This is a genomic window from Rhodococcus sp. 05-2256-B1 (genome assembly GCF_002258465.1).
In the GTDB taxonomy this organism is placed as follows: Bacteria; Actinomycetota; Actinomycetes; order Mycobacteriales; family Mycobacteriaceae; genus Rhodococcoides; species Rhodococcoides fascians.
The window spans coordinates 60,920-81,176 of sequence record NZ_NOZA01000017.1 but is presented as its reverse complement, the minus strand read 5'-3'; the positions used below and the strand labels follow the sequence as shown (position 1 = coordinate 81,176).

The 20,257-nt window shown below is 62.8% G+C and carries 24 protein-coding genes; 10 read left to right on the top strand and 14 right to left on the bottom strand.

Annotated features, from left to right (window positions below):
* Nucleotides 1-30: 30 nt before the first annotated feature.
* The 3 genes from CH285_RS08645 to CH285_RS08635 all read right to left on the bottom strand — a co-directional run bounded on the left by CH285_RS08645 (nucleotide 31) and on the right by CH285_RS08635 (nucleotide 3,565).
* The gene (locus tag CH285_RS08645; RefSeq protein ID WP_094643340.1) at nucleotides 31-1,350 is read right to left on the bottom strand and encodes a UDP-glucose dehydrogenase family protein; all 1,320 of its coding nucleotides are present in this window, start codon (nucleotides 1,348-1,350) and stop codon (nucleotides 31-33) included.
* Nucleotides 1,351-1,551: 201 nt separating this feature from the next.
* Entirely contained in the window at nucleotides 1,552-3,018 is a 1,467-nt protein-coding gene (locus tag CH285_RS08640) for a sugar transferase (RefSeq protein ID WP_255032510.1), read from the bottom strand.
* A 409-nt stretch (nucleotides 3,019-3,427) separates the two neighbouring features.
* The gene (locus CH285_RS08635) at nucleotides 3,428-3,565 is read right to left on the bottom strand and encodes a hypothetical protein (RefSeq protein WP_176458426.1); all 138 of its coding nucleotides are present in this window, start codon (nucleotides 3,563-3,565) and stop codon (nucleotides 3,428-3,430) included.
* On the opposite strand from CH285_RS08635, the gene CH285_RS28290 reads away from it, so the two are divergent.
* Genes CH285_RS28290 through CH285_RS08620 form a run of 3 tightly spaced genes read left to right on the top strand, consistent with a single transcriptional unit; the run spans nucleotide 3,564 to nucleotide 5,730 of the window.
* Entirely contained in the window at nucleotides 3,564-4,145 is a 582-nt protein-coding gene (locus CH285_RS28290) for a hypothetical protein (RefSeq protein WP_255032509.1), read from the top strand. The two genes, CH285_RS08635 and CH285_RS28290, sit on opposite strands and share 2 nt — an antisense overlap.
* Nucleotides 4,146-4,153: 8 nt before the next feature.
* Nucleotides 4,154-5,368 carry a hypothetical protein gene (locus CH285_RS08625; protein ID WP_094643338.1) on the top strand — a complete coding sequence of 405 codons (1,215 nt, stop codon included), beginning with the start codon at nucleotides 4,154-4,156 and terminating at the stop codon, nucleotides 5,366-5,368.
* Between the two features lie 41 nt (nucleotides 5,369-5,409).
* Entirely contained in the window at nucleotides 5,410-5,730 is a 321-nt protein-coding gene (locus CH285_RS08620; RefSeq protein WP_255032508.1) for a hypothetical protein, read from the top strand.
* Between the two features lie 5 nt (nucleotides 5,731-5,735).
* On the opposite strand, the gene CH285_RS27860 is transcribed toward CH285_RS08620, so the two are convergent.
* Complete coding sequence (locus CH285_RS27860) at nucleotides 5,736-5,912, bottom strand: hypothetical protein (RefSeq protein WP_176458431.1); 177 nt, start codon at nucleotides 5,910-5,912, stop codon at nucleotides 5,736-5,738.
* Between the two features lie 3 nt (nucleotides 5,913-5,915).
* Here CH285_RS27860 and CH285_RS08615 point away from each other — a divergent pair, with 3 nt between their 5' ends.
* Nucleotides 5,916-6,233, top strand: a complete 318-nt coding sequence (locus tag CH285_RS08615; RefSeq protein ID WP_141214919.1) for a hypothetical protein — start codon at nucleotides 5,916-5,918, stop codon at nucleotides 6,231-6,233.
* 113 nt (nucleotides 6,234-6,346) lie between these two features.
* Here CH285_RS08615 and CH285_RS08610 read toward each other — a convergent pair whose 3' ends face one another.
* Together CH285_RS08610 and CH285_RS08605 are read right to left on the bottom strand one after the other, a co-directional pair.
* Nucleotides 6,347-7,798 (bottom strand): MFS transporter, encoded by a 1,452-nt coding sequence (locus CH285_RS08610; RefSeq protein ID WP_217900709.1) that lies wholly within the window; start codon nucleotides 7,796-7,798, stop codon nucleotides 6,347-6,349.
* Nucleotides 7,799-8,218: 420 nt separating this feature from the next.
* On the bottom strand, nucleotides 8,219-8,617 hold the full coding sequence (locus CH285_RS08605) for a GNAT family N-acetyltransferase (protein WP_094643517.1): 399 nt from the start codon (nucleotides 8,615-8,617) through the stop codon (nucleotides 8,219-8,221).
* Nucleotides 8,618-8,694: 77 nt separating this feature from the next.
* Between CH285_RS08605 and CH285_RS08600 the strand changes: the two genes are divergently transcribed.
* Entirely contained in the window at nucleotides 8,695-9,369 is a 675-nt protein-coding gene (locus CH285_RS08600; RefSeq protein WP_094643335.1) for a TetR/AcrR family transcriptional regulator, read from the top strand.
* On the opposite strand, the gene CH285_RS08595 is transcribed toward CH285_RS08600, so the two are convergent.
* Complete coding sequence (locus CH285_RS08595) at nucleotides 9,353-9,967, bottom strand: LysE family translocator (RefSeq protein WP_176458430.1); 615 nt, start codon at nucleotides 9,965-9,967, stop codon at nucleotides 9,353-9,355. The two genes, CH285_RS08600 and CH285_RS08595, sit on opposite strands and share 17 nt — an antisense overlap.
* Nucleotides 9,964-10,980, bottom strand: coding sequence for a redoxin family protein (locus tag CH285_RS08590; protein ID WP_217900708.1), 1,017 nt, complete (start codon nucleotides 10,978-10,980; stop codon nucleotides 9,964-9,966). Before CH285_RS08590 ends, CH285_RS08595 begins: the two co-directional genes overlap by 4 nt.
* A gap of 136 nt (nucleotides 10,981-11,116) precedes the next feature.
* Here CH285_RS08590 and CH285_RS08585 point away from each other — a divergent pair, with 136 nt between their 5' ends.
* Nucleotides 11,117-12,271: an FAD-dependent oxidoreductase gene (locus tag CH285_RS08585; RefSeq protein ID WP_094643333.1), complete on the top strand. Its 1,155-nt coding sequence runs from the start codon at nucleotides 11,117-11,119 to the stop codon at nucleotides 12,269-12,271.
* Here CH285_RS08585 and CH285_RS08580 read toward each other — a convergent pair.
* Entirely contained in the window at nucleotides 12,243-13,097 is an 855-nt protein-coding gene (locus CH285_RS08580; RefSeq protein ID WP_094643332.1) for a helix-turn-helix transcriptional regulator, read from the bottom strand. The genes CH285_RS08585 and CH285_RS08580 overlap by 29 nt on opposite strands.
* A gap of 150 nt (nucleotides 13,098-13,247) precedes the next feature.
* Between CH285_RS08580 and CH285_RS08575 the strand changes: the two genes are divergently transcribed.
* On the top strand, nucleotides 13,248-14,027 hold the full coding sequence (locus CH285_RS08575; protein ID WP_094643331.1) for an NAD(P)H-dependent oxidoreductase: 780 nt from the start codon (nucleotides 13,248-13,250) through the stop codon (nucleotides 14,025-14,027).
* Nucleotides 14,028-14,094: 67 nt separating this feature from the next.
* Here CH285_RS08575 and CH285_RS08570 read toward each other — a convergent pair whose 3' ends face one another.
* Together CH285_RS08570 and CH285_RS08565 are read right to left on the bottom strand one after the other, a co-directional pair.
* Complete coding sequence (locus tag CH285_RS08570; RefSeq protein ID WP_094643330.1) at nucleotides 14,095-14,556, bottom strand: hypothetical protein; 462 nt, start codon at nucleotides 14,554-14,556, stop codon at nucleotides 14,095-14,097.
* 161 nt (nucleotides 14,557-14,717) lie between these two features.
* Nucleotides 14,718-15,194 (bottom strand): DinB family protein, encoded by a 477-nt coding sequence (locus CH285_RS08565; RefSeq protein ID WP_094643515.1) that lies wholly within the window; start codon nucleotides 15,192-15,194, stop codon nucleotides 14,718-14,720.
* A gap of 133 nt (nucleotides 15,195-15,327) precedes the next feature.
* On the opposite strand from CH285_RS08565, the gene CH285_RS08560 reads away from it, so the two are divergent.
* A complete protein-coding gene (locus tag CH285_RS08560) occupies nucleotides 15,328-15,750 on the top strand; it encodes a hypothetical protein (protein ID WP_255032507.1) in 423 nt (140 codons plus the stop codon).
* 96 nt (nucleotides 15,751-15,846) lie between these two features.
* Nucleotides 15,847-16,869: an ABC transporter substrate-binding protein gene (locus CH285_RS08555; protein WP_094643329.1), complete on the top strand. Its 1,023-nt coding sequence runs from the start codon at nucleotides 15,847-15,849 to the stop codon at nucleotides 16,867-16,869.
* Here CH285_RS08555 and CH285_RS08550 read toward each other — a convergent pair.
* The 3 genes from CH285_RS08550 to CH285_RS08540 all read right to left on the bottom strand — a co-directional run bounded on the left by CH285_RS08550 (nucleotide 16,844) and on the right by CH285_RS08540 (nucleotide 19,265).
* Complete coding sequence (locus CH285_RS08550) at nucleotides 16,844-18,127, bottom strand: MFS transporter (RefSeq protein WP_255032506.1); 1,284 nt, start codon at nucleotides 18,125-18,127, stop codon at nucleotides 16,844-16,846. The genes CH285_RS08555 and CH285_RS08550 overlap by 26 nt on opposite strands.
* A 116-nt stretch (nucleotides 18,128-18,243) precedes the next feature.
* Nucleotides 18,244-18,936 (bottom strand): cation diffusion facilitator family transporter, encoded by a 693-nt coding sequence (locus tag CH285_RS08545; RefSeq protein WP_032367404.1) that lies wholly within the window; start codon nucleotides 18,934-18,936, stop codon nucleotides 18,244-18,246.
* Nucleotides 18,936-19,265, bottom strand: a complete 330-nt coding sequence (locus CH285_RS08540) for an ArsR/SmtB family transcription factor (protein ID WP_230591702.1) — start codon at nucleotides 19,263-19,265, stop codon at nucleotides 18,936-18,938. The genes CH285_RS08545 and CH285_RS08540 overlap by 1 nt, the downstream gene beginning before the upstream one ends.
* A gap of 257 nt (nucleotides 19,266-19,522) precedes the next feature.
* Here CH285_RS08540 and CH285_RS08535 point away from each other — a divergent pair, with 257 nt between their 5' ends.
* Nucleotides 19,523-20,215 (top strand): hypothetical protein, encoded by a 693-nt coding sequence (locus tag CH285_RS08535; protein WP_141214918.1) that lies wholly within the window; start codon nucleotides 19,523-19,525, stop codon nucleotides 20,213-20,215.
* The last annotated feature ends 42 nt before the right edge of the window (nucleotides 20,216-20,257 follow it).

The following is a 20,257-nucleotide window of genomic DNA, read 5'->3' as shown; positions in this document are numbered from 1 at the left end:
GAATCGTGCTATCAATATGCCTGGTCGCGTTCAGGGACGACCCAGGCCTCGGTAGTTCCACCCAGCCGCCCGCCACTGCTCCGGGTCCAAGCAGTTACGGCCATCGATCAGCTTCTTGCTGCGCACCACGCCGTCCAGGTCGCTGGGAACGAGAGCCTTGAACTCTTTCCACTCCGTCAGCACCAGCACCACGTCTGCACCCTCGCAGGCCTCGAGAGCGGTGTTGTTGTAGGTCAGCGTGGGGAACAGCGCCCGGGAGTTCTCCATGGCCTTCGGGTCGTACACGTTGACCGTTGCACCCTGGAGCTGGATCTGACCGGCCACGTTCAGGGCCGGTGAATCACGAACGTCGTCGGAGTCGGGCTTGAAGGCCGCACCGAGCACAGCCACCCGGGCACCGAGTAACGAGCCGCACGCTTCCCGCGCCAACTCGACCATGCGGGTGCGTCGTCGCATGTTGATGTTGTCGACCTCGCGGAGGAACGTCAGAGCCTGATCGGCACCGAGCTCCCCGGCCCGGGCCATGAACGCCCGGATGTCCTTGGGCAGGCAGCCGCCGCCGAAGCCGATACCCGCGTTCAGGAACTTTCGACCGATGCGCTCGTCGTGGCCGATCGCGTCGGCGAGGACGGTGACGTCGGCCCCGGCCGCCTCGCACACCTCTGCGATGGCGTTGATGAACGAAATCTTGGTGGCCAGGAACGCATTGGCCGAGGCTTTGACCAGCTCGGCCGTCGCCAAGTCGGTCACCAGGAACGGAATCTGCTCGTCGAGCAGCTGGGCGTAGACCTCGCGGGCCAGTTCCTCCGCGCGACCCGGCCGATCTCGATCGACACCCAGCACCAGCCGATCCGGGTGCAGCGTGTCTTTGACGGCGTAGCCCTCGCGAAGGAACTCGGGGTTCCACGCGACCTCGACGCCATCGCCGGCCGGGGCCAGTTCGCGGGCCATGCGGCCGAGTCGCTCGGCGGTACCCACAGGGACGGTCGACTTACCGAAGATCACGGCGGGCTTGGTGAGCAACGGCGCGAGCGTCTCGATCACCGAGTCGACGAACTTCATGTCGGCCGCGAACTCACCCTTCTTCTGGGGCGTGCCGACACCGAGAAAGTGGACCTCCGCGAAGTCCGCGGCTTCCTGGTACGACGCGGTGAAGCGCAAGCGACCGGCCGCGATGTTGCGCTGCAGCACCTCTTCGAGACCGGGCTCCCAGAACGGAACCTCGCCGGCTTCGAGCTTCGCAAGCTTGGCCGGGTCCACGTCGACACCCCGAACCTCGTGACCGAGTTCGGCCATGCAGGCGGCGTGCGTGGCACCGAGGTAGCCGGTACCGAAGACTGTGATTCGCATTCTGCTCGTTCCCCGTCGATTGCGCTGCTGAGCGATGTTCGGTCGAGACACAGTCCCGAGATCGTGAGGGCCACCGATCAGGTCACGCCCGCACCTGCGAATAGTAAACACATTTCGGGCCGCCGCGGTACTCGAGCGGCCGCGCTGAACAGTTGGTTACGCAGAGAAGAACAACACCAGCGGATCGGTGTCGAACTGCCCTCAGTACGCGCCTTCGCTCTTGGCGACCGCAACAGCGGTCTTCGCGATGATGAGCAAATCGCCTGTCATGGACCAGTTCTCGACGTACGAAAGATCCAGACGCACGCTCTCTTCCCACGACAGATCAGATCGACCACTCACCTGCCACAGTCCGGTGATGCCCGGCTTGACGAGCAATCGTCGTCGCACTTCGCCGTCGTAGGTTTCGACTTCACTGCGCAGTGGCGGGCGCGGACCCACCACACTCATGTCGCGCGTGAGGACGTTGACGAACTGCGGAAGCTCGTCGAGGCTGTATTTGCGCATCACCTTGCCGACGGATGTGACGCGGGGGTCGTCGCGCATCTTGAACAGCACGCCCGCACCCTCGTTGAGGGCAGCGAGATCCTGCACCCGCTTATCTGCGTCCTGCACCATGCTGCGGAACTTGATCATCTGGAACGGCTTGCCGTCCATTCCCATTCGCTCGGACTTGTAGAAAATCGAGCCCTTGCTGGTGAACTTGATGATCACCGCGAGGGTGAGCAGAACCGGCGAGATCACCAGCAATACCGACGCGGCGAAGACGAGGTCGAAGGCCGTCTTCCCGAATTTTTTGGCCCCGTTGTACTGCGGCTTCTCGACGTGGATGAGTGGGAAGTCCGAGACCGGCCGCATCACCAGTCGCGGGCCGGCGACATCCATGACGCCGGGAGAGACGACAAGATCGACTTTCTTCTTCTCGAGGTCCCACACCATCTTTCGCAGGCCGTGATGGCCGATGTGCTCGGTTGCCGTCACCGCGACGGTGTCTGCGCCGGAGACCTCGATGGCCTCGACGACACTGTGCTCGTCCCCCAGAACCGGAATGTCGATGCCGTCGATGGTGAAGGACGCAGCGCTGCTGGGCTCGTAGTTGGGCAAGCAGATGCCGACCACGCTGTAACCTGCTCCGGGCGAACGCTCGAACGACCGCGCAATCGACAACGCCGAACTCTTGCTTCCGACGATGAGCACCGCCGTCTGATACTCACCACGCGCACGCTTGCGAGCGACCACCTTGCGCCATCCCCATCGACTCAGCAGCAACCCGATCAAGCCGACGGGAAATGCGATGGCGAGATACAGACGCGCAAGCTCCAAGCGGAACAGCAAGGACAGAATTGCCACGGTGCCGAAGAGACGGAACGTGGCCGAGATGATGCGTCGATACTCTTCCGAGCCATTGCCGATGACCCGAGGGGAACGGGTACGGAAGATGGCGAGGAACGTCGGCCACAGGACAGCGAGGGCACCCGATACGCCGATGTAGCCGGCAATCGACCACGGGTTGCGAAAGTCGATCTCACCGAAACGAATGATCTGCGCAACCGTCACGGCGAGGAGCACCACAAGCGTGTCGGTGATGCGCAGTCCATCGATGTAGTGCGACTCCCACTCGCGACGGGAGGTAACCTTGCGCAACCGCCGAGCGTCGCGTCGAGACACGACCGATCCCAGCGCGCCCGAGCCGCTGATCGCCAACTGATTCCCCTATGCATCCGCTGTATCGCGCCCTGCGCGATCGACACGACTGCGTGTCACCCCACGGAGCAGACTAGCTGGTCCTACTTGCTTTGTCCTGATGAAGATCGGCAGGTAGACGCAGGTCGTTACATGTTTTTGCGGGATTGCCTCGACGTGTCCGCTACGTTGCAAACGGCTCTCGGAACTCCCCCTCGGGAGGTTCCCGCCCACTCATTAGCTCCGAATCGTTAGATCGAAGTCAAGGGTTGTCGGTCGAACGTCGGACCGATACCGAGGTGCTAGCGTGTGGCGACTTCGGGGGGAGCGTTGTGAGTCTGAAAATGCGTCTACTGCGCGTCGCGGCGTTACTGGGACTGTTCTTGGCGGTCGGCTACCTGCTGCCCAAGCTCGGCCCACAAGCACCGAACTCGTACCAGGGCGTCACAACGTCGACGTCGGCGGCAGCCACAACGTTGCCGCCGACGGGAACCACGACTGCCTCGAAGCCTCCGCCAGGATTTCCGTCCATGGAATTTGCTCCCCCGGAGAACGACGTTCCCGACGGCGACCCGATCCCCATCGACACCAAATACGGCATCCGCTACATAGTGCCGGGAGACTGGCAATTTCAGCGGGGCGGGGTTATGGGGTGGGAGAACGACGAGGAATCACTGCGCTTCGGCGACTTCGCGGAGTTCGAATACGACTACTGTCCCGAGTTTCGGGACGGAGTCTCGAAGGCAAGCACCGGAATCACCGGCCGTAGCGGAGTGGACGTGCAGACTGCGGCGTTGGAGGTGAGTCGTCGAACTGACATCATTTTTCGGCGGACCCCCGACGACGACGCCGTTATTCGATACTCGGCGCCCATAAACCTGCAAATCAATGACGCACCGGCGGTCCGGTACACCGTCACTGCATCGAACCTCCTGCAAGAGTACGACTGCGATCCACCAGCGGCATCCATCGACATTGTTGCAATGCAGGGCTTTTCGAATGCGACCATCGCCGTGTTCATGGTTTTGGCCGAACAACAGACAGACCGGTCGATCTCGCGCGGCACGATCGACGACATCATTGCCAGCCTTAGTCGAACGCCAGGGGATTGAGTCTTCGCATGGACGAGAAATTCAGGGCCTTCCCCGAGGAGATTTCCGGCCTCGAACGTCTGGTGTCCGAGATCAGCAGTCAGACGATGAAGTCGTACAAGTACTTCAACGAGAATGCCGTTCCCGATGCGGCCGAGGCGGGAGCACTCCTCGGGACGCTCGTTGCACCCCTGGAGGGCATGAAAGACATCTGGCTCGGCAGGCACGTTCACCTGGCGGTCAATTGCGGAGAACTCGGCAACAATCTCAACACCGCGGCATGGCTGTACTCGGATCAGGACCAAAGGAACTACGAAGCGCTCAATCGACACACCCACGGCCTTCCGGTCGGTATACCCGGATACGACCCCGGCGACGCGAATCGCGCCGCGTCCGGCAGCGTCGACCACTACTCCGACGTCGTCGACTACGGCCGGCCCGAAGGAATCGACTACCCGGCCCCCGCGACCTTCCCCGACGACTTGGCGGCCGTCATCGCCGATGCAGCCGGGTGGCTCGGTGATATCGACAACGCCATCGAGCACCTGATCGGACACAGCCCATTGCAAGAATTGGTCCGCCCGGTCGGCGGAAACTGGAATGACCTCAGGCGACTCGGGGGTGCCTACCGCATCGCCGGTGAGGCGATGGAACACGGCGGCGAAGCACTGGCTGGTGGGACCTCGCGGGTGGATCCGAAGTGGAACGGATTGGCAGCCGTGGCCTACAAGGACTACGCCGCCAAGCAGGTCGAGGCCATGAAGTGGGAGGGTGCGTGCGGGCGCGTAGTCGAAGCCGTCGCAGAACGAGCCTCCGAGGAGATCAGGGAGTCTGCCCACGCGTTGGTCAGAACAGTCCGTGAGATGGTCGAGAAAGAACTGGATCTGACAACCGGCGAGAAAGTCGCAGAATTTTTGGTCAAGAAAGCCGGGATTGCTGGAATCACTTATCAGCTCTATCGCGTCTACGACATTCTCCGCACCGGATACGACCTGGCGATGACGCTCTACGAGTCGATCCGGACGGGCATCGCGGCGCTGAATGAGTTTCTCGAAATCGTCGCCAGCCCCAGCGGCTACATGAACGAGCAGTTCGAGCAGAAGCTCGCACCGGTTACCAAGTGGCTCAACCGAGCAGATCTCGCCAAGGATATCTTCACCACCGCCGATGCGGGCCCGATGTACCACGTACCGCAGGACCCTTACTCGTTGGGCACCGACAAGCAACCCTGGGCAGATGCATGATGGAGTCCGACGATCCCGTTCTGCGCCAAGCACTTCGGAAGATGACCGACATCTTCGACACTATGGCCGAGACCCGCGCCCGCGTCCAGCGCACCCCGCTGCCCTCGTTCGACCAGCCACGCATGGTCGACAGTTCGATGATGTACGACATCGCTTCACTGCCAGGGGCGTCCGCGGAACTGAAGGCCTATGCGGAGCGGGTGGGTGCGGGCGAATGCCGTTGGAACGAAATCGAAACCCTGTCCGTCCCAGTGCCACCGGAAGTCGCCGAGTTAAAGCTCGACCCCATGCTCATCTGGTTCCCCGCATCTGGTCCGTCCACACCCGACGACGAACTGCCTTACAGGATTCCGTGGCAGTAGTCCTCCTACTCGGCGCTCGGGGACACCCTCCGGTAGGGCTCCCACATCCGCTGTACCAGTTCCTGTTGCCCCTGGCCGTAGTAGTGGATCTCGGTCTCGCTGTTGTATAGATTCCTCGACCCGGGGACGTAGACCACCGATGCCCGACGCCGCGGGGTATCGGCGTGCACTGCGTCGATCACGGGGTGACTGTGCTCAGCGCCGGGTTGGCCACCATCATGGATTTCGGGCCGTGGACCGTGGCACCGGTGACGTTCCTGCGGCAGATGTATGCCGCGGGTGCCACCGGAACCGATCCCGCCGACTCCGAGCAGAACTTCGGACTGCTGCGGGCGGACTTCACCCACAAGCTGGCATTCGACGTGGTGCGGGGTCGTTGCGCTGCAATTCCCGCTCCACTCTGGGGCCTGTGTCGCGGAATCCCCGCTGCTGAACCGTCGAGTGGAGCGTTCTGTGCGACGACTCTGTCGGCATGCGTCGCGTCGGATTGTCACAACTTCTGATGGGCGTCGCGGCCGCAGGCGCGTGTATCAACCTGAACCCGTTGTTAGACAGCGATATTGGAAATTAACGGCTGCCTTACCGACCCAAAGGGAGCGGGGACCATCCGCAGCCATTACAACTCGATCGATCCCTCGATCGGCCGGCGGGATCGGTGCAGCGAGTGTCGCACTCGAGCTTCGACGGCGGCGCCGCGATCTGACCGCGCCCGGATCATGCCGAGCAACACGAGCGCTGCGGCTACCGCGGTGATGGCGAACCCCGCTACGGTGACTCCGGTTTGGAACGAGGCCGCTTCGTCGGCACTCCACGTTGTAGACGAGATGTTGCCCGTGAAGAGCGCCGCAAGGATGGTGCCGGTGACAGCGATCCCGATGCCGGTGGCGACCTGGCTCGACGTATCGACCATGGCGGCACCGATTGTCGTGCGGTTCTCCGGAAGGCCGGTCATGACATTGGTACCTGCGACGACGCCGACGATGCGCATCCCGACGGCGACGAGAACGAGGGCGAGCGCGATCCAGATATAGCCGAAACGGCTACCCCCGGCGAAGACGGCGAGGCCCAGAACGACCGCCGCCGCGCTGATCCAGGCTGCGTGGTTCATCCCCACCCTGCGCAGGAACGGTGCGACGAGTCGGCCGCTGAAGAGCAACACGACGACCTGAGGGAGCATCCCTATCGATGCGAGAGCCGGCGACCAGCCCCATGCGAACTGCAACTGAAGGGTGACCATATAGCCGAGGCCTGCGATTGCCAGACCGGAAGCGGCTTTGTAGGCGAGGCCGCTGGACACGAGGGGGAGGGCCACGAGCTCGAGGTCCAGGAGCGGGAACGTAGCGGTGCGTGCGCGGACGACGAAGAGGACTGTCGCTGCCGCGGCACCGGCAGTTGACGCCCATGGCATCCACGAACCTGCGCTCTGTTCGACGAACAGGGTCGGCGCTACGAGCGCCAGGACGATGGTGGCCGTGCCGAGGAGTGCCCCCACAACGTCGAGAGGGTCGCGGTGCAACTCCTCGGGGAGGTCTTCGGCTACGCCCATGCGGATTCCGATGAATGCAAGGATCGCGATGGGTACGTTCATCAAGAGTAAAACCTGCCAGGGCGCGAAGGCCAGAACGAATCCGCCGACGGTCGGCCCGACCGCCAGTCCCACCAGGCCAACCGTCGAGATGAGGGTGAGCGCCCTCACGCGTAGCGACTCCTCATCGAAGAGTCGGAAGGCCAGCGCCATGGAACCGGGGGTGGTCATCGCCGCAGCGACACCCATGACGGCACGGACTGCGACGAGTTGCTCGGGTGTTGTGACGAGGACGGTGGCAGCGCTGGCGACGGCCAGCAGCGTCAGTCCGAGCAGCATCACACGGCGTCGGCCGAATTGGTCTGCGATGGCGCTGAACAGCAGCATCAGTCCGCCGAATACAACCGCGTAGGCACCGGTGACCCACTGGAGCGCGGTGGTCGACGCGTCGAGTTCACGCCCGATGGCGGGAAGAGCAACGTTGAGGATGGAGTTGTCGAGCATCTCGAACAGGAACACGGCCGAAAGTCCGGCTAGAGCCACCGCCGCGGCTTTCAAGGTGTGCGGACAGTGCCGCGGCGAGGGGACGTGCGCCTCGTCAGTATTGTGTGTAGCTCGCTCTTTTTTCGGGCTCATGGCACCTCTCCGGTCAAGGGAGAAGTGGCGGCTCGATGGAGCGGCGTGCGAACGCGGCTGACAGCCAGCGCTTTTACTTCCGGTGCAGTCAAATTAGCAGGCGATCGGGTCAGCAGCAACCGAACATGCCATCTTCACGGACCGCTCGCCTCGGCTCGGCTGACCACGGACTTACCGCCCGCGTTCGCCTTCGATTGCCGAACCTTCAGCTTGGACTTCGATGCCCGCGTCACCCAACAGCGCTGCCGGGACCGGGAACTACCGGTGAACCCGCGGTGAAATCGGATAACAGCCTTACCCTTCGGCTCGAATTCACGGTCGACTCAGTCACTTCAGCCGCAGCACTCCAGCGGAGGTTGATTCGAATCCACATGCAACAGAATAGAATTCGGCTAGATGTTCTTCGTAATCGACGTGCAGCCACTCGATATCGGTTGTACGCAGATCGGAAACCAAATAGGAGACGAGCCTGGTGCCGATCGCCTGGTGTCGCCATTCCGTAGCAACTGCGGTGTCGAGCAGGAACGCGTGCTTGCCACCGTCCCATGCTGCGTTCACGAATCCGCACAGCACAGTGCCATGAAAGGCACCGACCCACGATTTGCTGTGGCGCTGCAACCGAGATCCCAACGGCACCAACTCGTAGTTCCCCCCGAACGCATCGTGATGGAGCTGCGATAGCTGGACATCATCCACGTCGAAGCGGACTCGGAAATCGATAGCCATGCCGAACAGCATAGAAATGCTGACGATAGCCCGCATTCAGGCATGGAACGGCGTTCCAGTTGTGACAGGATCAGCCCATGCCAGAGAAGAAGCCGACACCCGCGCGACGTTCCGATGCCCTCTCCAAGGGCCGCATCGTGCAGGCAGCGATCGAGATGCTCGACGAGGGCGGTACCGACGCTTTGACGTTTCGCACCCTCGCCGCACACCTGTCCACAGGTGCCGGGGCGCTCTATCACCACGTCGGCAACAGGGAAGATCTACTCGCGGCAGCGGCCAAAGCCGTCATGGCGTCGGTGTTGGAATCCTCGCCCGAGAACGAGGCAACAGAGCAGGGCGTTCCCGGCGTGATGATGAGGGTGTTCGACATGATCACCACGCGGCCATGGGTGGCGACGCAACTTGCCGGTGCGCCGTGGCAGCCGGCCGTCATGCATCTGTTCGACCGCATCGGAACCGAACTGGACGTACGCGGAGTTCCGGAGAATGCGCAGTTCGACGCCGCGTCCGTGCTCATGTACCACGCCCTCGGGGCTGCGAGTCAGCGCGATGCCGGCAGGCAACTGGCCGCCACGGTGACGGACCGCGCGACATTTCTCGACTCCACACGCTCGGCGGTGACGGATACCGGCGACTATCCGTTCCTGACCCGAATCGCGTCGCAATTCGCCGAACATGATGACAGAGAACAGTTTCAGGCCGGGGTCGACATCATCCTGGCCGGGATCGACCGAACTAGCGCAAGACGATGAAGACAGCGCACAGGAGAAAGACTCCGGCGGTGGTTCGGTCCACTATGCGTTGACCACCGCGGTCGAAGAAGCGCCGAAGGCGCAATCCAGCGAGACCGTAGAGCCCGATGATCACTGCCATGACCGTGGTGAGGGTGAGTCCGAGCAACAGATAGTCGTCGAGGTGCACTTGTGTGAGGTCGAGGACGCTGGGAAGTAACGCAACGTAGAAGCCGACGGCTACGGGATTGGACATGGTGAGCACGATGCCGAGGCCGACACTGTGAGCTCGGCGGGGCGTGTCGCGTGTGGGCACTGATAGCGCCGGCGCTCCGGCTGTCCTCCACTTCTTCGCGGCGAGGTAACAGAGATACACAGCGCCGGCCCAGGTGAGGGCGCGAAGGATCGGCTCGTAGGCCGCCGTCGCCGCGGCGAGGCCTGCCATGGCCATGCCGAGGAGAGTCAGCTTTCCGACAATGATGCCGGCGGCCAGTCCAGAAACGCCCCGGAACCCGGAATCGAGGGATCGAGCCGTCACCGCAACAACTTCGGGGCCCGGGGTGGCAGCTGAGGCCGCGAACACTCCGGCGAACAGCGCGAGATCGGCAATGCCGATCACTGCCCGTCGCCGTCGACAGTGCGCGATGCGATCCGCGTCGGTGCCGTCACGTGCTGGGGGTGTTGATCGAGCCAGTCGAGGACGGTCTGCGCGTGTCGGTCCGGTGGGAACACAGGGTAGAACACGTGCTCGACATTTCCCCCGGTGATGACGAGAGCAAGTCGTCGATAAACCGTGAGATCCTCTGTGCTGAACGTCGGTAGTCCGATCACGTCGTGCAGAACCAGTTCGCTGTCGGTGAGCAGCGGATAGGGAAGTCGCAGTGCGCCAACCAGTTCCGATTGATACTCGACGGGTTGGCTCGAGAGTCCATAGACCGCGCTGATCCCGGCCTGCACCAGCTCTGCATAGTGGTTACGCATGTCGCAGTTGTGCGGGCTGCATCCGCGGGCACCGGGGATGGCGTCCCAACCGTCGGGCATGTCGTGCCCTGGCGCACCGGTCATCGGAAATACATAGACCAGGACACGGCCCGTTCCGAGGGCGGAGAGGTCGACGTGGCCACCGTCGGTGGACGGCAACCGGGTCGTCGGCATTGCAACCCCGTGTAGATGATCGGTCGCTCCGTCGTCGTGTGGGACGTCGACGTCGGCCGGCAGCGGGGCGAGATTGGGATTGTGCGCATCGGCGGTGGCCCACTCGTCGGCCATCCGTGCGCTTGCCTCGGCGAGGTTGGCGACCAGCGCGACGCGTTGTCGGTCGAGGTCGTCGATGGCCTGTTCGACCCGCTGGATCGCCCGGCGATACCCCGACAGCGAGGCGGGGCAGGTGTCCGCGTGCAGACTTCCAGCGTTCAGGCAGTCGATGAACGGGTGCATGTCCGCGAGCGGAATTCCGAGTGCATTCAGGCGGTGGATCTGCGCGACGACTCGAACCTGGTGGCGGTCGTACACGCGGTAACCGTTGGCGGCCCGTTCGGGGACAACGAGATTCAATGCCTCGTATCCGCGCAACGCCTTCGACGAGGCACCTGTCTCGCGGGTGACATCTCCAACACTCAGCAGGTCGTCCATCTCCGTACCGTAAACCCGGCCCCCAGGGGACAGGTCAAACGCGAAAGGCGACCGAGGGCGTCCGCCTACTTGACAGCATTGGAACAGTGTTCCATTCTTACTTGGAACAACGTTCCAACAATAAGCGGAGACATTGATGAAGAAATCCATCTCGATCATCGGTGCAGGACTCGGCGGCCTGGTGCTGGCACGGGTACTACACGTTCACGGAATCGCCGCGACGGTGTACGAGGCCGACGCCACGCCTGACGTGCGCACCCAAGGCGGGCAGCTCGACATCCACGAGGACGACGGACAGGTCGCCCTCGCCGCGGCCGGGCTCACAGAACAGTTCCGCGCCATCATTCACGAGGGAGGCGAAGCAACTCGCGTCCTGCGTCCTAACGGTCAGGCTCTACTCGACGAAGCCGACGACGGCACCGGAGGTCGACCGGAGGTACTGCGCGGCGACCTGCGACGCATTCTGCTCGACTCACTGCCGGCCGACACCGTTCAGTGGGGGCACAAGCTCACCTCCATCCGGCCACTGGGCAATGGGCAACACGCACTCGAGTTCGCGAACGGAACCATCGCGGTCAGCAATCTGCTCGTCGGGGCCGACGGCGCGTGGTCACGAGTCCGATCCCTACTCTCGGCTGCCCAACCCGATTACGTGGGCACCGTCTTCGTCGAGACCTATCTCCACGACGTCGACGCACGTCACCCCGCGACGGCTCGCGCAGTCGGCGGCGGTGCGATGTTCGCCCTCACCCCGGGTAAGGGAATCGCCGTGCACCGCGAGGCAGGCGATATCCTGCACACATACGTTCAGCTCACTCGCAGCGCCGACTGGATCGACGCGATCGACTTCACCGACGCCGCCTCGGCCAAAGCGACGGTCGCAGCCGAATTCGATGGATGGGCAACGGAATTGACGGCGTTGATCACCGACGGCGAGACCGCGCTGGTTCCCCGAAAGATCTTCACGCTCCCCAACGACCACCGCTGGGATCACACGCCGGGAGTAACCCTCGTGGGCGATGCCGCACACCTGATGCCCCCATCCGGAGACGGCGCGAATCTGGCGATGTTCGACGGCGCAGAACTCGCTCGCGCCATCGCCGAACACCCCGACAACATCGATGCAGCCCTGTCCGTCTACGAGAAGGCCATGTTCATCCGAAGTGAGGCAGTGGCCATCCAGTCACACGAAACGCTCGACCTATGTCTCGGGGAACGCTCCCCGTTCGGGATGATCGACCTGATCACCGGCGTCACCCCTGTCAGCTCGGGTGATCGTCTCTCGCAGTAGCAGATTCACTGTCCGACGCCGTGTCGAGCGCAAGGGCTGCAAGAAGCCGCAGGCCGTCCTCGCTGGCACTGCCGGCCGCGGCGCTCAGGACGATCATCTCCATTCCGGGCTCACCCGGCAGAGCGAAGTTCTCCTGATGAAGCTCCAACAAACCCACCAGCGGGTGACGGTAGGCCTTGCGCCCGTGGGTTCGAGCGCACACATCAGCGCGGGCCCACAGTCGACGGAATCGGTCACTCCCCATGGACAATTCCCCGATCAGCGACGCCAACTGGGGATCGTCCGGATATTGTCCCGCAGCAAGCCGAAGATGACCGACGACATCCATGGTGCAGGTGTTCCAGTCTTCGTACAGTCCCCGCTCGGTTTCCTCGAGAAAGATGTGCCGCGCAGTGTTCAACCCCGGGACGGGTTGGCCGTACAGCACACGTGCAAGTCGGTTGGCCGCAAGCACATTCATGCGGTGGTCCATGATGAACGCAGGTGCCCCCTGCACCAGATCGAGGACGCGTAGAAGTTCCGGTCGCACGCGCCCCTTCGGGGTCTTCGCGGGCCGGCGACGTCGGCGGGCGAGCCGATCCAGGTGCGCCCGTTCGGTGTCGTCCAAAGCGAACACCCGCGCCAGAGCGTCGAGAATCTGGTCGGATGGCTGTGTGGCGCGGCCCTGTTCGAGACGAACGTAGTAATCGATGCTGACGCCCGACAGGTGAGCGACCTCCTCGCGCCGCAGCCCGTCGACGCGGCGATATCGGTCGACGGGAATTCCGACGGAGGCCGGATCGACCCGGGCCCGCCGAATTCTCAAGAAGTTCGCCAAATCATCCACACCTGAAGTATCCCTCGGATTCGTCGATCGAGAGTGGTACCGCCGATACCAGGAACACCGACCACAGGACATCGCGCCCCTGAACGAGACGGACAGAACGAGACAGGGTGAAGGCGTCACTCGAACACAACTCGACAACAGGGAGCACCCGTGAAGACACTCATCGTCTACGCCCACCCAGAACCGCAGTCGCTCAACCACTCTCTCAAGGATCTGGCCGTCACCACGTTGGCGGGCGCAGGCCACGAAGTGCAGGTGACCGATCTGTACGGATCGAAGTGGAAAGCTGCCCTCGACGCGTCGGACTACGGACCTGCCGCGTCCTCGCCACTGCGGGTGGCTGCCGATTCCGGACGGGCCTTCGACTCCGGCACTCTCACGTCCGATGTCCGCACCGAGCAGGAAAAGCTGTTGTGGGCCGACACCATCATCTTCCAATTCCCCCTGTGGTGGTACTCGATGCCCGCGATTCTGAAGGGTTGGGTCGATCGAGTGTTCACCTACCACTTCGCTTATGGCGTCGGCGAACACAGCGACACCAAGTACGGCGAGCGCTACGGCGAAGGAACCCTCGCCGGCAAAAGAGCACTGCTGTCGGTCACCGTGGGCGGCCCTGAAGCCCACTACTCCGATCGTGGCATCAACGGCCCCATCGACGACCTGTTGTTTCCCATCCACCACGGCATCCTCTACTACCCGGGAATCGACGTTCTGCCTCCGTTCGTCGTCCACGGATCCGATCGATTGACGGCCGAGGAGTACGCGGTTGCGGCGAAGAACTGGGAACGGCGACTACTCGAACTCGAGACAACCGAACCAATAGCGTTCAGGAAACAGAACTTCGGCGATTACGAGATGCCGTCCCTTCGTCTCAAAGAAGGCCTCGAAGAACACGGGCAGTCGAGTTTCGCATTGCACGTGCGGTCGTGATCACTTGTCGCCGAGCGCGTTTCTGCGCTGGCGATGAATGGTAAGGTGGCTGCGGGTGCAATGGGGGCTACATGCCGTTGCTCACGATCGACCACGGATCCGACGATTCCTGCCGTGCGAGGATGTATCCCCAGGTTGTTGCCCCTTCGTGCATGGACCCGTCACCGCCGGTGAGATCGAAGCGCACCGACACCCAGGCCTCGAATCGATAGCCTTCGGCGGCTGTACCCGGGGTCGGGTCTTCCTCGGTAACTCTGACGATCTCGAGGTTGTCCAGGTGTGCACGGGGTGCGTCGAACCAGCCCTGCATCCCCTGCCACCCCTCGTCCGCGACCAAGGATTCACCCGTCGACGATTCGCCGGCATTGACCGCATCGACCCAACCTCGGACCACCGCTGCCGGGTCCTGCCGATCGACCGTTTCAACCGACTCGCCAGCGATGCCGCTGTGTGTGCACCCTGCGAGCACCAACGCCAGGAGCACCAGCACGGCACCGAGGCTGGACACTGCCGACCACCGACTCTTCATCGCACCTACTACACACCAAGATTCGCATAGCCACAACGACAACGGTCGCCGTTGCAATGGGCGACCCCCATGTGGCACTCCCCCAGGCTCCGGCGGCAGAGGACGTGATGATTCGTACCTTCGTTCATCGAGAACGCGGACAACAGAAACGTCGGCAGTCGTCACGCCCGACGAAGGACGTCGCGCGTGAGCTCCAGCTGGCCGAGGTGTTGGGACAGCTCGCGCACCAGGTGTGTCAACACCCATTCCGGGGTGGCGGTTGCGAGCTCCGGGCGTGTGGAACCCATGACGGTCCGATCACGAATCCCCTCGCGCAATGCCATATCGACCCACTCGGGCAGACGCGTACGAACGTCGTCGACCCGTGTGATCAGGTCATCTACCCGGCCGGTGGCCGTGAATTCGGTGGCGCGGTCCCGCGGGATTTTCAGGCCGGCGATCACCGAGCCTCCCCAGTGCTCGATCACGGCGACACAGTGGAAGACGATGGCGTACGGACTGTTGACACCCGGCAGATCCGGTGTGGTGTTGGCCAGCTCGTCACCCAGGCCCCTGAGGATTTCCGTCATCGACGACAGACTCTCGCCGATGATCACGAGAGTGGCGTCGGCTACGCGTCTTTCGATGTCGTCCTGCATCACCGGACCGTACACCTGACCCCCTCCCGTACCCAGTGTCGATGGCGTCTCGATAGCTCGTTTGCCACCATCTCGCCTCGAATAGAAGAGAGGATGGGGCCATCGCCGGATTCCGAAACCAGTGGAGGTTGTTATGGCAAGACTCGTTCAGCGGCTTGCAGTGTGCGGTGCGGTGATGGTCGGTGCGGCGTTCGCGTCAACTGCAGTGGCGTCCGCGGAGGTGATTATCCCGTTTCAATTCAACCCAGCGCCCTACGGAAACCCCAGGGGCAGTGTCGATTCACCCCCGAGCAATTGTGCCGTGGTGGTCGGCGAGCAACCCGGGATCGCCAGAGTCACCGACGTCCCGAACGCGAACACCGGCTGCTACCTCATTTCCGACGTGCGCTGGGTGAACTTGACTACCGGGGCCAGTGGCAACGCCCGATTGTCCGACGCCCTCTTCGGATCCCCGCACGAGGCAATTGTGTACAGCGGGCCAGGGCAAGTGGCACTCATCGGACTACCGACTTCTGCAACTACCGTGCCGGGGTTCGCGACGTTCTTCGTTCCGTAACCATTCGAGAAGGTATCGACCGCAGAACGTAGGACAGCACAATCGGGCGAGCGTGGACTAGATTAGGGCATCCAAACTACGCTCGAAGGAGACTCGATGAATCCCGTGGTGAATCGGCGGACTGCGTTATCGATGACGTTCGTGTCGGTCGCCGGTCTCGTTGTTGCCGGCTGCGCCAACGGCTCGGCGGAACGTTCGGATGGTTCGAGCTCGACGGCGAACGTCGAGAGCGGCGCGTTCCCTGTGACGATCGAGCACAAGCTCGGTTCGACGACCATCGACTCCGCTCCCACCCGTATCGCCGCGGTGGGCATCGGCGACTCCGACGTGCTGCTCTCGTTGGGTTTGACGCCTGTGGTGGTGCCGGTATGGAAGGGCTCGACCGACGACGGCATCGGCATCTGGGCCGAACCGACAGTCAAGGGAGACGAACCGGTCGCGCTGGCGAATGCGACGACCGAGTTCGATGTGGAGACGATCGCCGCCGCTGCCCCCGATCTGATCATCGCCGTCAACAACGCCATCGACGAGGACGTCTACGCGCAGCTCAGTGCGATCGCGCCGACGGTGCTGCACGCTGCGGGTCAGACCGATTGGGTGCTTCCCTGGCAGGAGGTGACCACCAGAATTGGGCGTGCGGTGGGTTTGCCGCGTGCCGCTCAGGCCGAGGTAGATCGTGTCGAAACCCTTGTGGCGCAGGCTCGAACCGACAATCCGCAGTTCGTCGGCAAGACGGCTGCATTGGTCATCAGGTGGAGTGACGGCAAGCTACGGGCGTTCAGTCCCGACTCGGCGCGGGCCCAGCTGTTGACCGCACTCGGCTTCGAGGCACCCGCCGCATTGGCGTCCCAATTCGAAGGCAAGCTGAACACCGAACTGTCGGCGGAAAGCTACAGCTTGCTCGACTGCGACTACCTCTTCTTCGACAATTACGAACTGCACCGCGAGTCCATGGAATCTCAGGAGACGTTCACCAATCTGGGCGTCGTGCGCAACGGTGGATTGATCGCGCTGGATCCGATTGTCTCCGACGCAGTGTCGATGCCGAATCCGCTGACCATCCCGTTCGTGCTGTCTGCGTTCATCGACGACATCAAGGCTGTCGACGCGGCCAGATAGCGTCGGACATCGAGGACCACACACCGAGCACGACGGCAGGCGCAGCGATGCAGCCGGCGACCACCAACCATGGGGTCGCCGCTGCAACGCTGCCGTCGTCGAGTCGATCGTAGAGATACCCGACGCCGATCGTGCCGATCAACGACAGACATCCACCGATGGTGTTGAGCAGTCCGAAATGTGCTCCCAGATAACGCTCTCCGGCAATTCGAGCGAGGGTGTCTCGCATCGAAGGCACCATCAACATCTGCCCCAGATGCAGTAGCGCAATCCACGCTGCAATCTGCACGTACGGCCACACCAAGTCGGTGATGGTGCCTGGTCCTACCGCCGGAATCACGAACGACGCCGCCATGACGGCCAAGCCGATGGTTGTTGCGGCCCGCGATCCCATCCGCGCGGCGACTGCCACCATCGGCCGCTGCCCGACGATCACCAATACCGCTGCCCCGACGTAGAACCAGCCGAGCAGATCCTGCGAGCCTATGCGTAGTGAGAGTTGCTCAGGCAGCATCAGATACAGCTGAGCGAGCGCGACGAACTGTGCGCTGCACAGCGTGGCCAGGACGACGTAGTGTCGATTGCCCAACACCACACGCCAGACCCGCGTGATGGAAGTGCCGACGACACTGCCGGTTTCGATTGTCCTGGGGAACAGGAAGTAGAACCCGATCCACATGCCGGCGAACAAGATTGCGGCCACGGCAGCCGATGCCGAGAACGGAAAGATCAGGAGCACCGTCCCCAACGCCGGCCCGAGCACGGTGCCGAGCCGACTGCTCATCTGTTCGTAGCCGAACAGTTCGGTGCGTTTGATGACGCCCGAGTCTTCGAGCTGTCGCCCGATATCCGCGTTGGCCGATTCCACCGCGGGCGCGAACAGTGCTGCGGCGAAACCGATCAGCAGAATCCCGACGATTACTGCGGGGAGGCTGCTCGCAAGCGCCAATACAACGAACCCGACGATGCGTATTGCTATGCCCCACAAAATGACCGGTCGACGACCGAACCGATCGGCGATGCTGCCGCCGAGAAAGAACATGCCCTGCTGACTGAACGTGCGCAGACCCAAGACGAGCCCGACGATCCAACTCGCGAATCCGAGTTCCTCGGACAGATGCACCGCGAGAAACGGAACCACCAGATAGAAGCCGACATTGAACAAGACCATCGATGCCAACACGAGCTTGACCACCGACGGAAGGTCACGCAGTCGACCTCGCGCCGACGCACCACCGACTCCAGGGTTGATCGTCACGAGCGTCGACACTACTGGCGCGAGGGCCGGTGCGGTCTCCTCAGTTAGGAGACAAAGTTGATCCCGGGATCAGCGGGCCCAGAGGCGCAGACTGTTCGGGGCGCGGTCGGCAGGTGTCACTCGCAGCAATCGCAGCGGTGCTCGCCCGATTCGGTACGGACGGGTATCGGCGCGCAGCAGGTGTCTCCCCTCCACGCGTTCATCCCCTCCTTCGTGGCAAGGCCGGCAATGACGAGGGCTGCTACTGGGTCGGCCCACGAAAAACCGGAGAGACTGTTAAGGATCAATCCGATCAAAAGAACTGCGGAGAGGTAGGTGCACAGCAAGGTCTGTTTGGAGTCGGCGACGGCGGTGGCCGAACCCAGCTCGCGCCCGGCCCGGCGCTGAGCCCACGAGAGCGCGGGCATGATCACCAGACTGAATGCAGCGAGGGCAATTCCGACTGCGGTGTGCTCGGCGGCTGTGAACCCGAACAGCGCACGCACGGCGTCGATAGTGACGTACGCTGCCAGCCCGAAGAACGAGAACGCGATGATCCGGAGAGCGACCTTCTCTCTCGTTTCGGGATCCTTGGCCGAGAACTGCCATGCCACAGCCGCTGCCGAGGAAACCTCGATGATCGAATCCAGGCCGAACCCGACCAACGCGGTGGACGAGACCCGAGCACCCTCTGCGATTGCGATGACCGCTTCGATCACGTTGTAGACAATCGTCACCGCGACGAACCAACGAATGCGCGTGGACAGAATGGCGCGCCGCTCGACCGAGAGCACATTCGGTGGAGACGACATGCCCAGCTCGGCGGGCATCAGCAGCACTCTTCGGTGGTCGAGGCCGAGCTGCAGGTCGGGTCGACCGCAAGAACAACTTTCAGCAAGTCTTCCAGCGCCAAACCGATTCTGTTGTCGGCCAGCTCGTATCGGGTTCTGCGTCCGTCCGGTACGGCAACGACCAAGCCGCAGCCACGTAGGCATGCAAGGTGATTCGACAACCTCTGTCGCGTCACACCCAATTCGTCGGCAAGTTCGGCCGGGTACCTCGGCGCATCTTTCAGCGCTAGCAGAACTTGCGTGCGGGTTTCGTCGGACAGCGCGTGGCCGAATCGTGACAGCACCGAAACGTGGGTCAGAAGGTCCATGCCGCGACGGTACATTCGATTCTGTATTCAGGGAAGAGTGAACTGCCCCGATCATCCGCGATCGTCGAAACCGGACCCGCCGACAACGCGGAGAATTCTTTCCGAAACTGGCCCCGCCGACCGATAGGAACGCTGGAACGGTCACACCGTCGATGATGTCCTCCAGACAGGTCGATGACCGTGCGAAATCTCAGGTGCGCGTGCGGGACTACTGGGTGTCAAGAGCGAACTGATCACCGCTGTTAGGGTTTGCCGACATGAGGCGGTCGATAATCGCGATTGCGGCAGCAGTAGCCGCATCCGCTTGCGGTGTCCCTGCTGAGGCCCCACCCAGCACAACGCCACCGACCGCTGAGCGTTATTACACGACCGCTCCTACCAACGCCCCCGTCGACCAAACCGCTGTATGCACCGACTCCGACCAGCCGAACATCACCGAGGACGATTACGTCACCTATTGGCAGACGGTGTTCGACGACCAGCGTGCCGCCTACCCGGATCAATCGTTCCCATCACCTGCAGAACTCGCCGAGGACAAGCGCACGGAGTGGCAGCTAGGGCCGAACGACGAAGTTCCGAGCGGCGGAGATGCAGCCTTCTCACGTGCAGTGTGCGGTCTGCCCATCAACGACGGGCAGCTGCACTCGGGGGTCGAGTTCCGCGCCCTCCGAGGCCAGGTTGCACAGTATGGACGCGCAGCGTGCAACTCGGTCGCCGGTTCCGGAGTCCGCCAGATGTGGGAGCAACTGCATCCCACCGATCGGGCGGCCCCGTCGATTGCTGGTGATCAGGCAGCCCAGTTCGATCTTCTTGTCTATTCGGCACTGGCATATGTATGTCCGCAACTGGCCGACTACCAGGGTCTGCCCGTCATGAAAGATTGTGCCGACTTCGTGCCAGACCCCTCGGCAGATCCCGAAGCGCGGGTTTTCTGTCGCGGTGAACGCTGAGCTCGGGGTGTCGTCGTCTGGCACGCACTCCGTCATGATGTA

What these genes read in the sequence shown, in the direction of transcription:
- CH285_RS08645 (WP_094643340.1), bottom strand. Translation starts at nt 1,350, where the DNA reads ATGCGAATCACAGTCTTCGGTACCGGCTACCTCGGTGCCACGCACGCC.
- CH285_RS28290 (WP_255032509.1), top strand. Translation starts at nt 3,564, where the DNA reads ATGGAATTTGCTCCCCCGGAGAACGACGTTCCCGACGGCGACCCGATC.
- CH285_RS08635 (WP_176458426.1), bottom strand. Translation starts at nt 3,565, where the DNA reads ATGGACGGAAATCCTGGCGGAGGCTTCGAGGCAGTCGTGGTTCCCGTC.
- CH285_RS08625 (WP_094643338.1), top strand. Translation starts at nt 4,154, where the DNA reads ATGGACGAGAAATTCAGGGCCTTCCCCGAGGAGATTTCCGGCCTCGAA.
- CH285_RS08620 (WP_255032508.1), top strand. Translation starts at nt 5,410, where the DNA reads ATGACCGACATCTTCGACACTATGGCCGAGACCCGCGCCCGCGTCCAG.
- CH285_RS08605 (WP_094643517.1), bottom strand. Translation starts at nt 8,617, where the DNA reads ATGGCTATCGATTTCCGAGTCCGCTTCGACGTGGATGATGTCCAGCTA.
- CH285_RS08600 (WP_094643335.1), top strand. Translation starts at nt 8,695, where the DNA reads ATGCCAGAGAAGAAGCCGACACCCGCGCGACGTTCCGATGCCCTCTCC.
- CH285_RS08590 (WP_217900708.1), bottom strand. Translation starts at nt 10,980, where the DNA reads ATGGACGACCTGCTGAGTGTTGGAGATGTCACCCGCGAGACAGGTGCC.
- CH285_RS08585 (WP_094643333.1), top strand. Translation starts at nt 11,117, where the DNA reads ATGAAGAAATCCATCTCGATCATCGGTGCAGGACTCGGCGGCCTGGTG.
- CH285_RS08570 (WP_094643330.1), bottom strand. Translation starts at nt 14,556, where the DNA reads ATGAAGAGTCGGTGGTCGGCAGTGTCCAGCCTCGGTGCCGTGCTGGTG.
- CH285_RS08565 (WP_094643515.1), bottom strand. Translation starts at nt 15,194, where the DNA reads ATGCAGGACGACATCGAAAGACGCGTAGCCGACGCCACTCTCGTGATC.
- CH285_RS08560 (WP_255032507.1), top strand. Translation starts at nt 15,328, where the DNA reads ATGGCAAGACTCGTTCAGCGGCTTGCAGTGTGCGGTGCGGTGATGGTC.
- CH285_RS08555 (WP_094643329.1), top strand. Translation starts at nt 15,847, where the DNA reads ATGAATCCCGTGGTGAATCGGCGGACTGCGTTATCGATGACGTTCGTG.
- CH285_RS08545 (WP_032367404.1), bottom strand. Translation starts at nt 18,936, where the DNA reads ATGCCCGCCGAGCTGGGCATGTCGTCTCCACCGAATGTGCTCTCGGTC.
- CH285_RS08540 (WP_230591702.1), bottom strand. Translation starts at nt 19,265, where the DNA reads ATGGACCTTCTGACCCACGTTTCGGTGCTGTCACGATTCGGCCACGCG.
- CH285_RS08535 (WP_141214918.1), top strand. Translation starts at nt 19,523, where the DNA reads ATGAGGCGGTCGATAATCGCGATTGCGGCAGCAGTAGCCGCATCCGCT.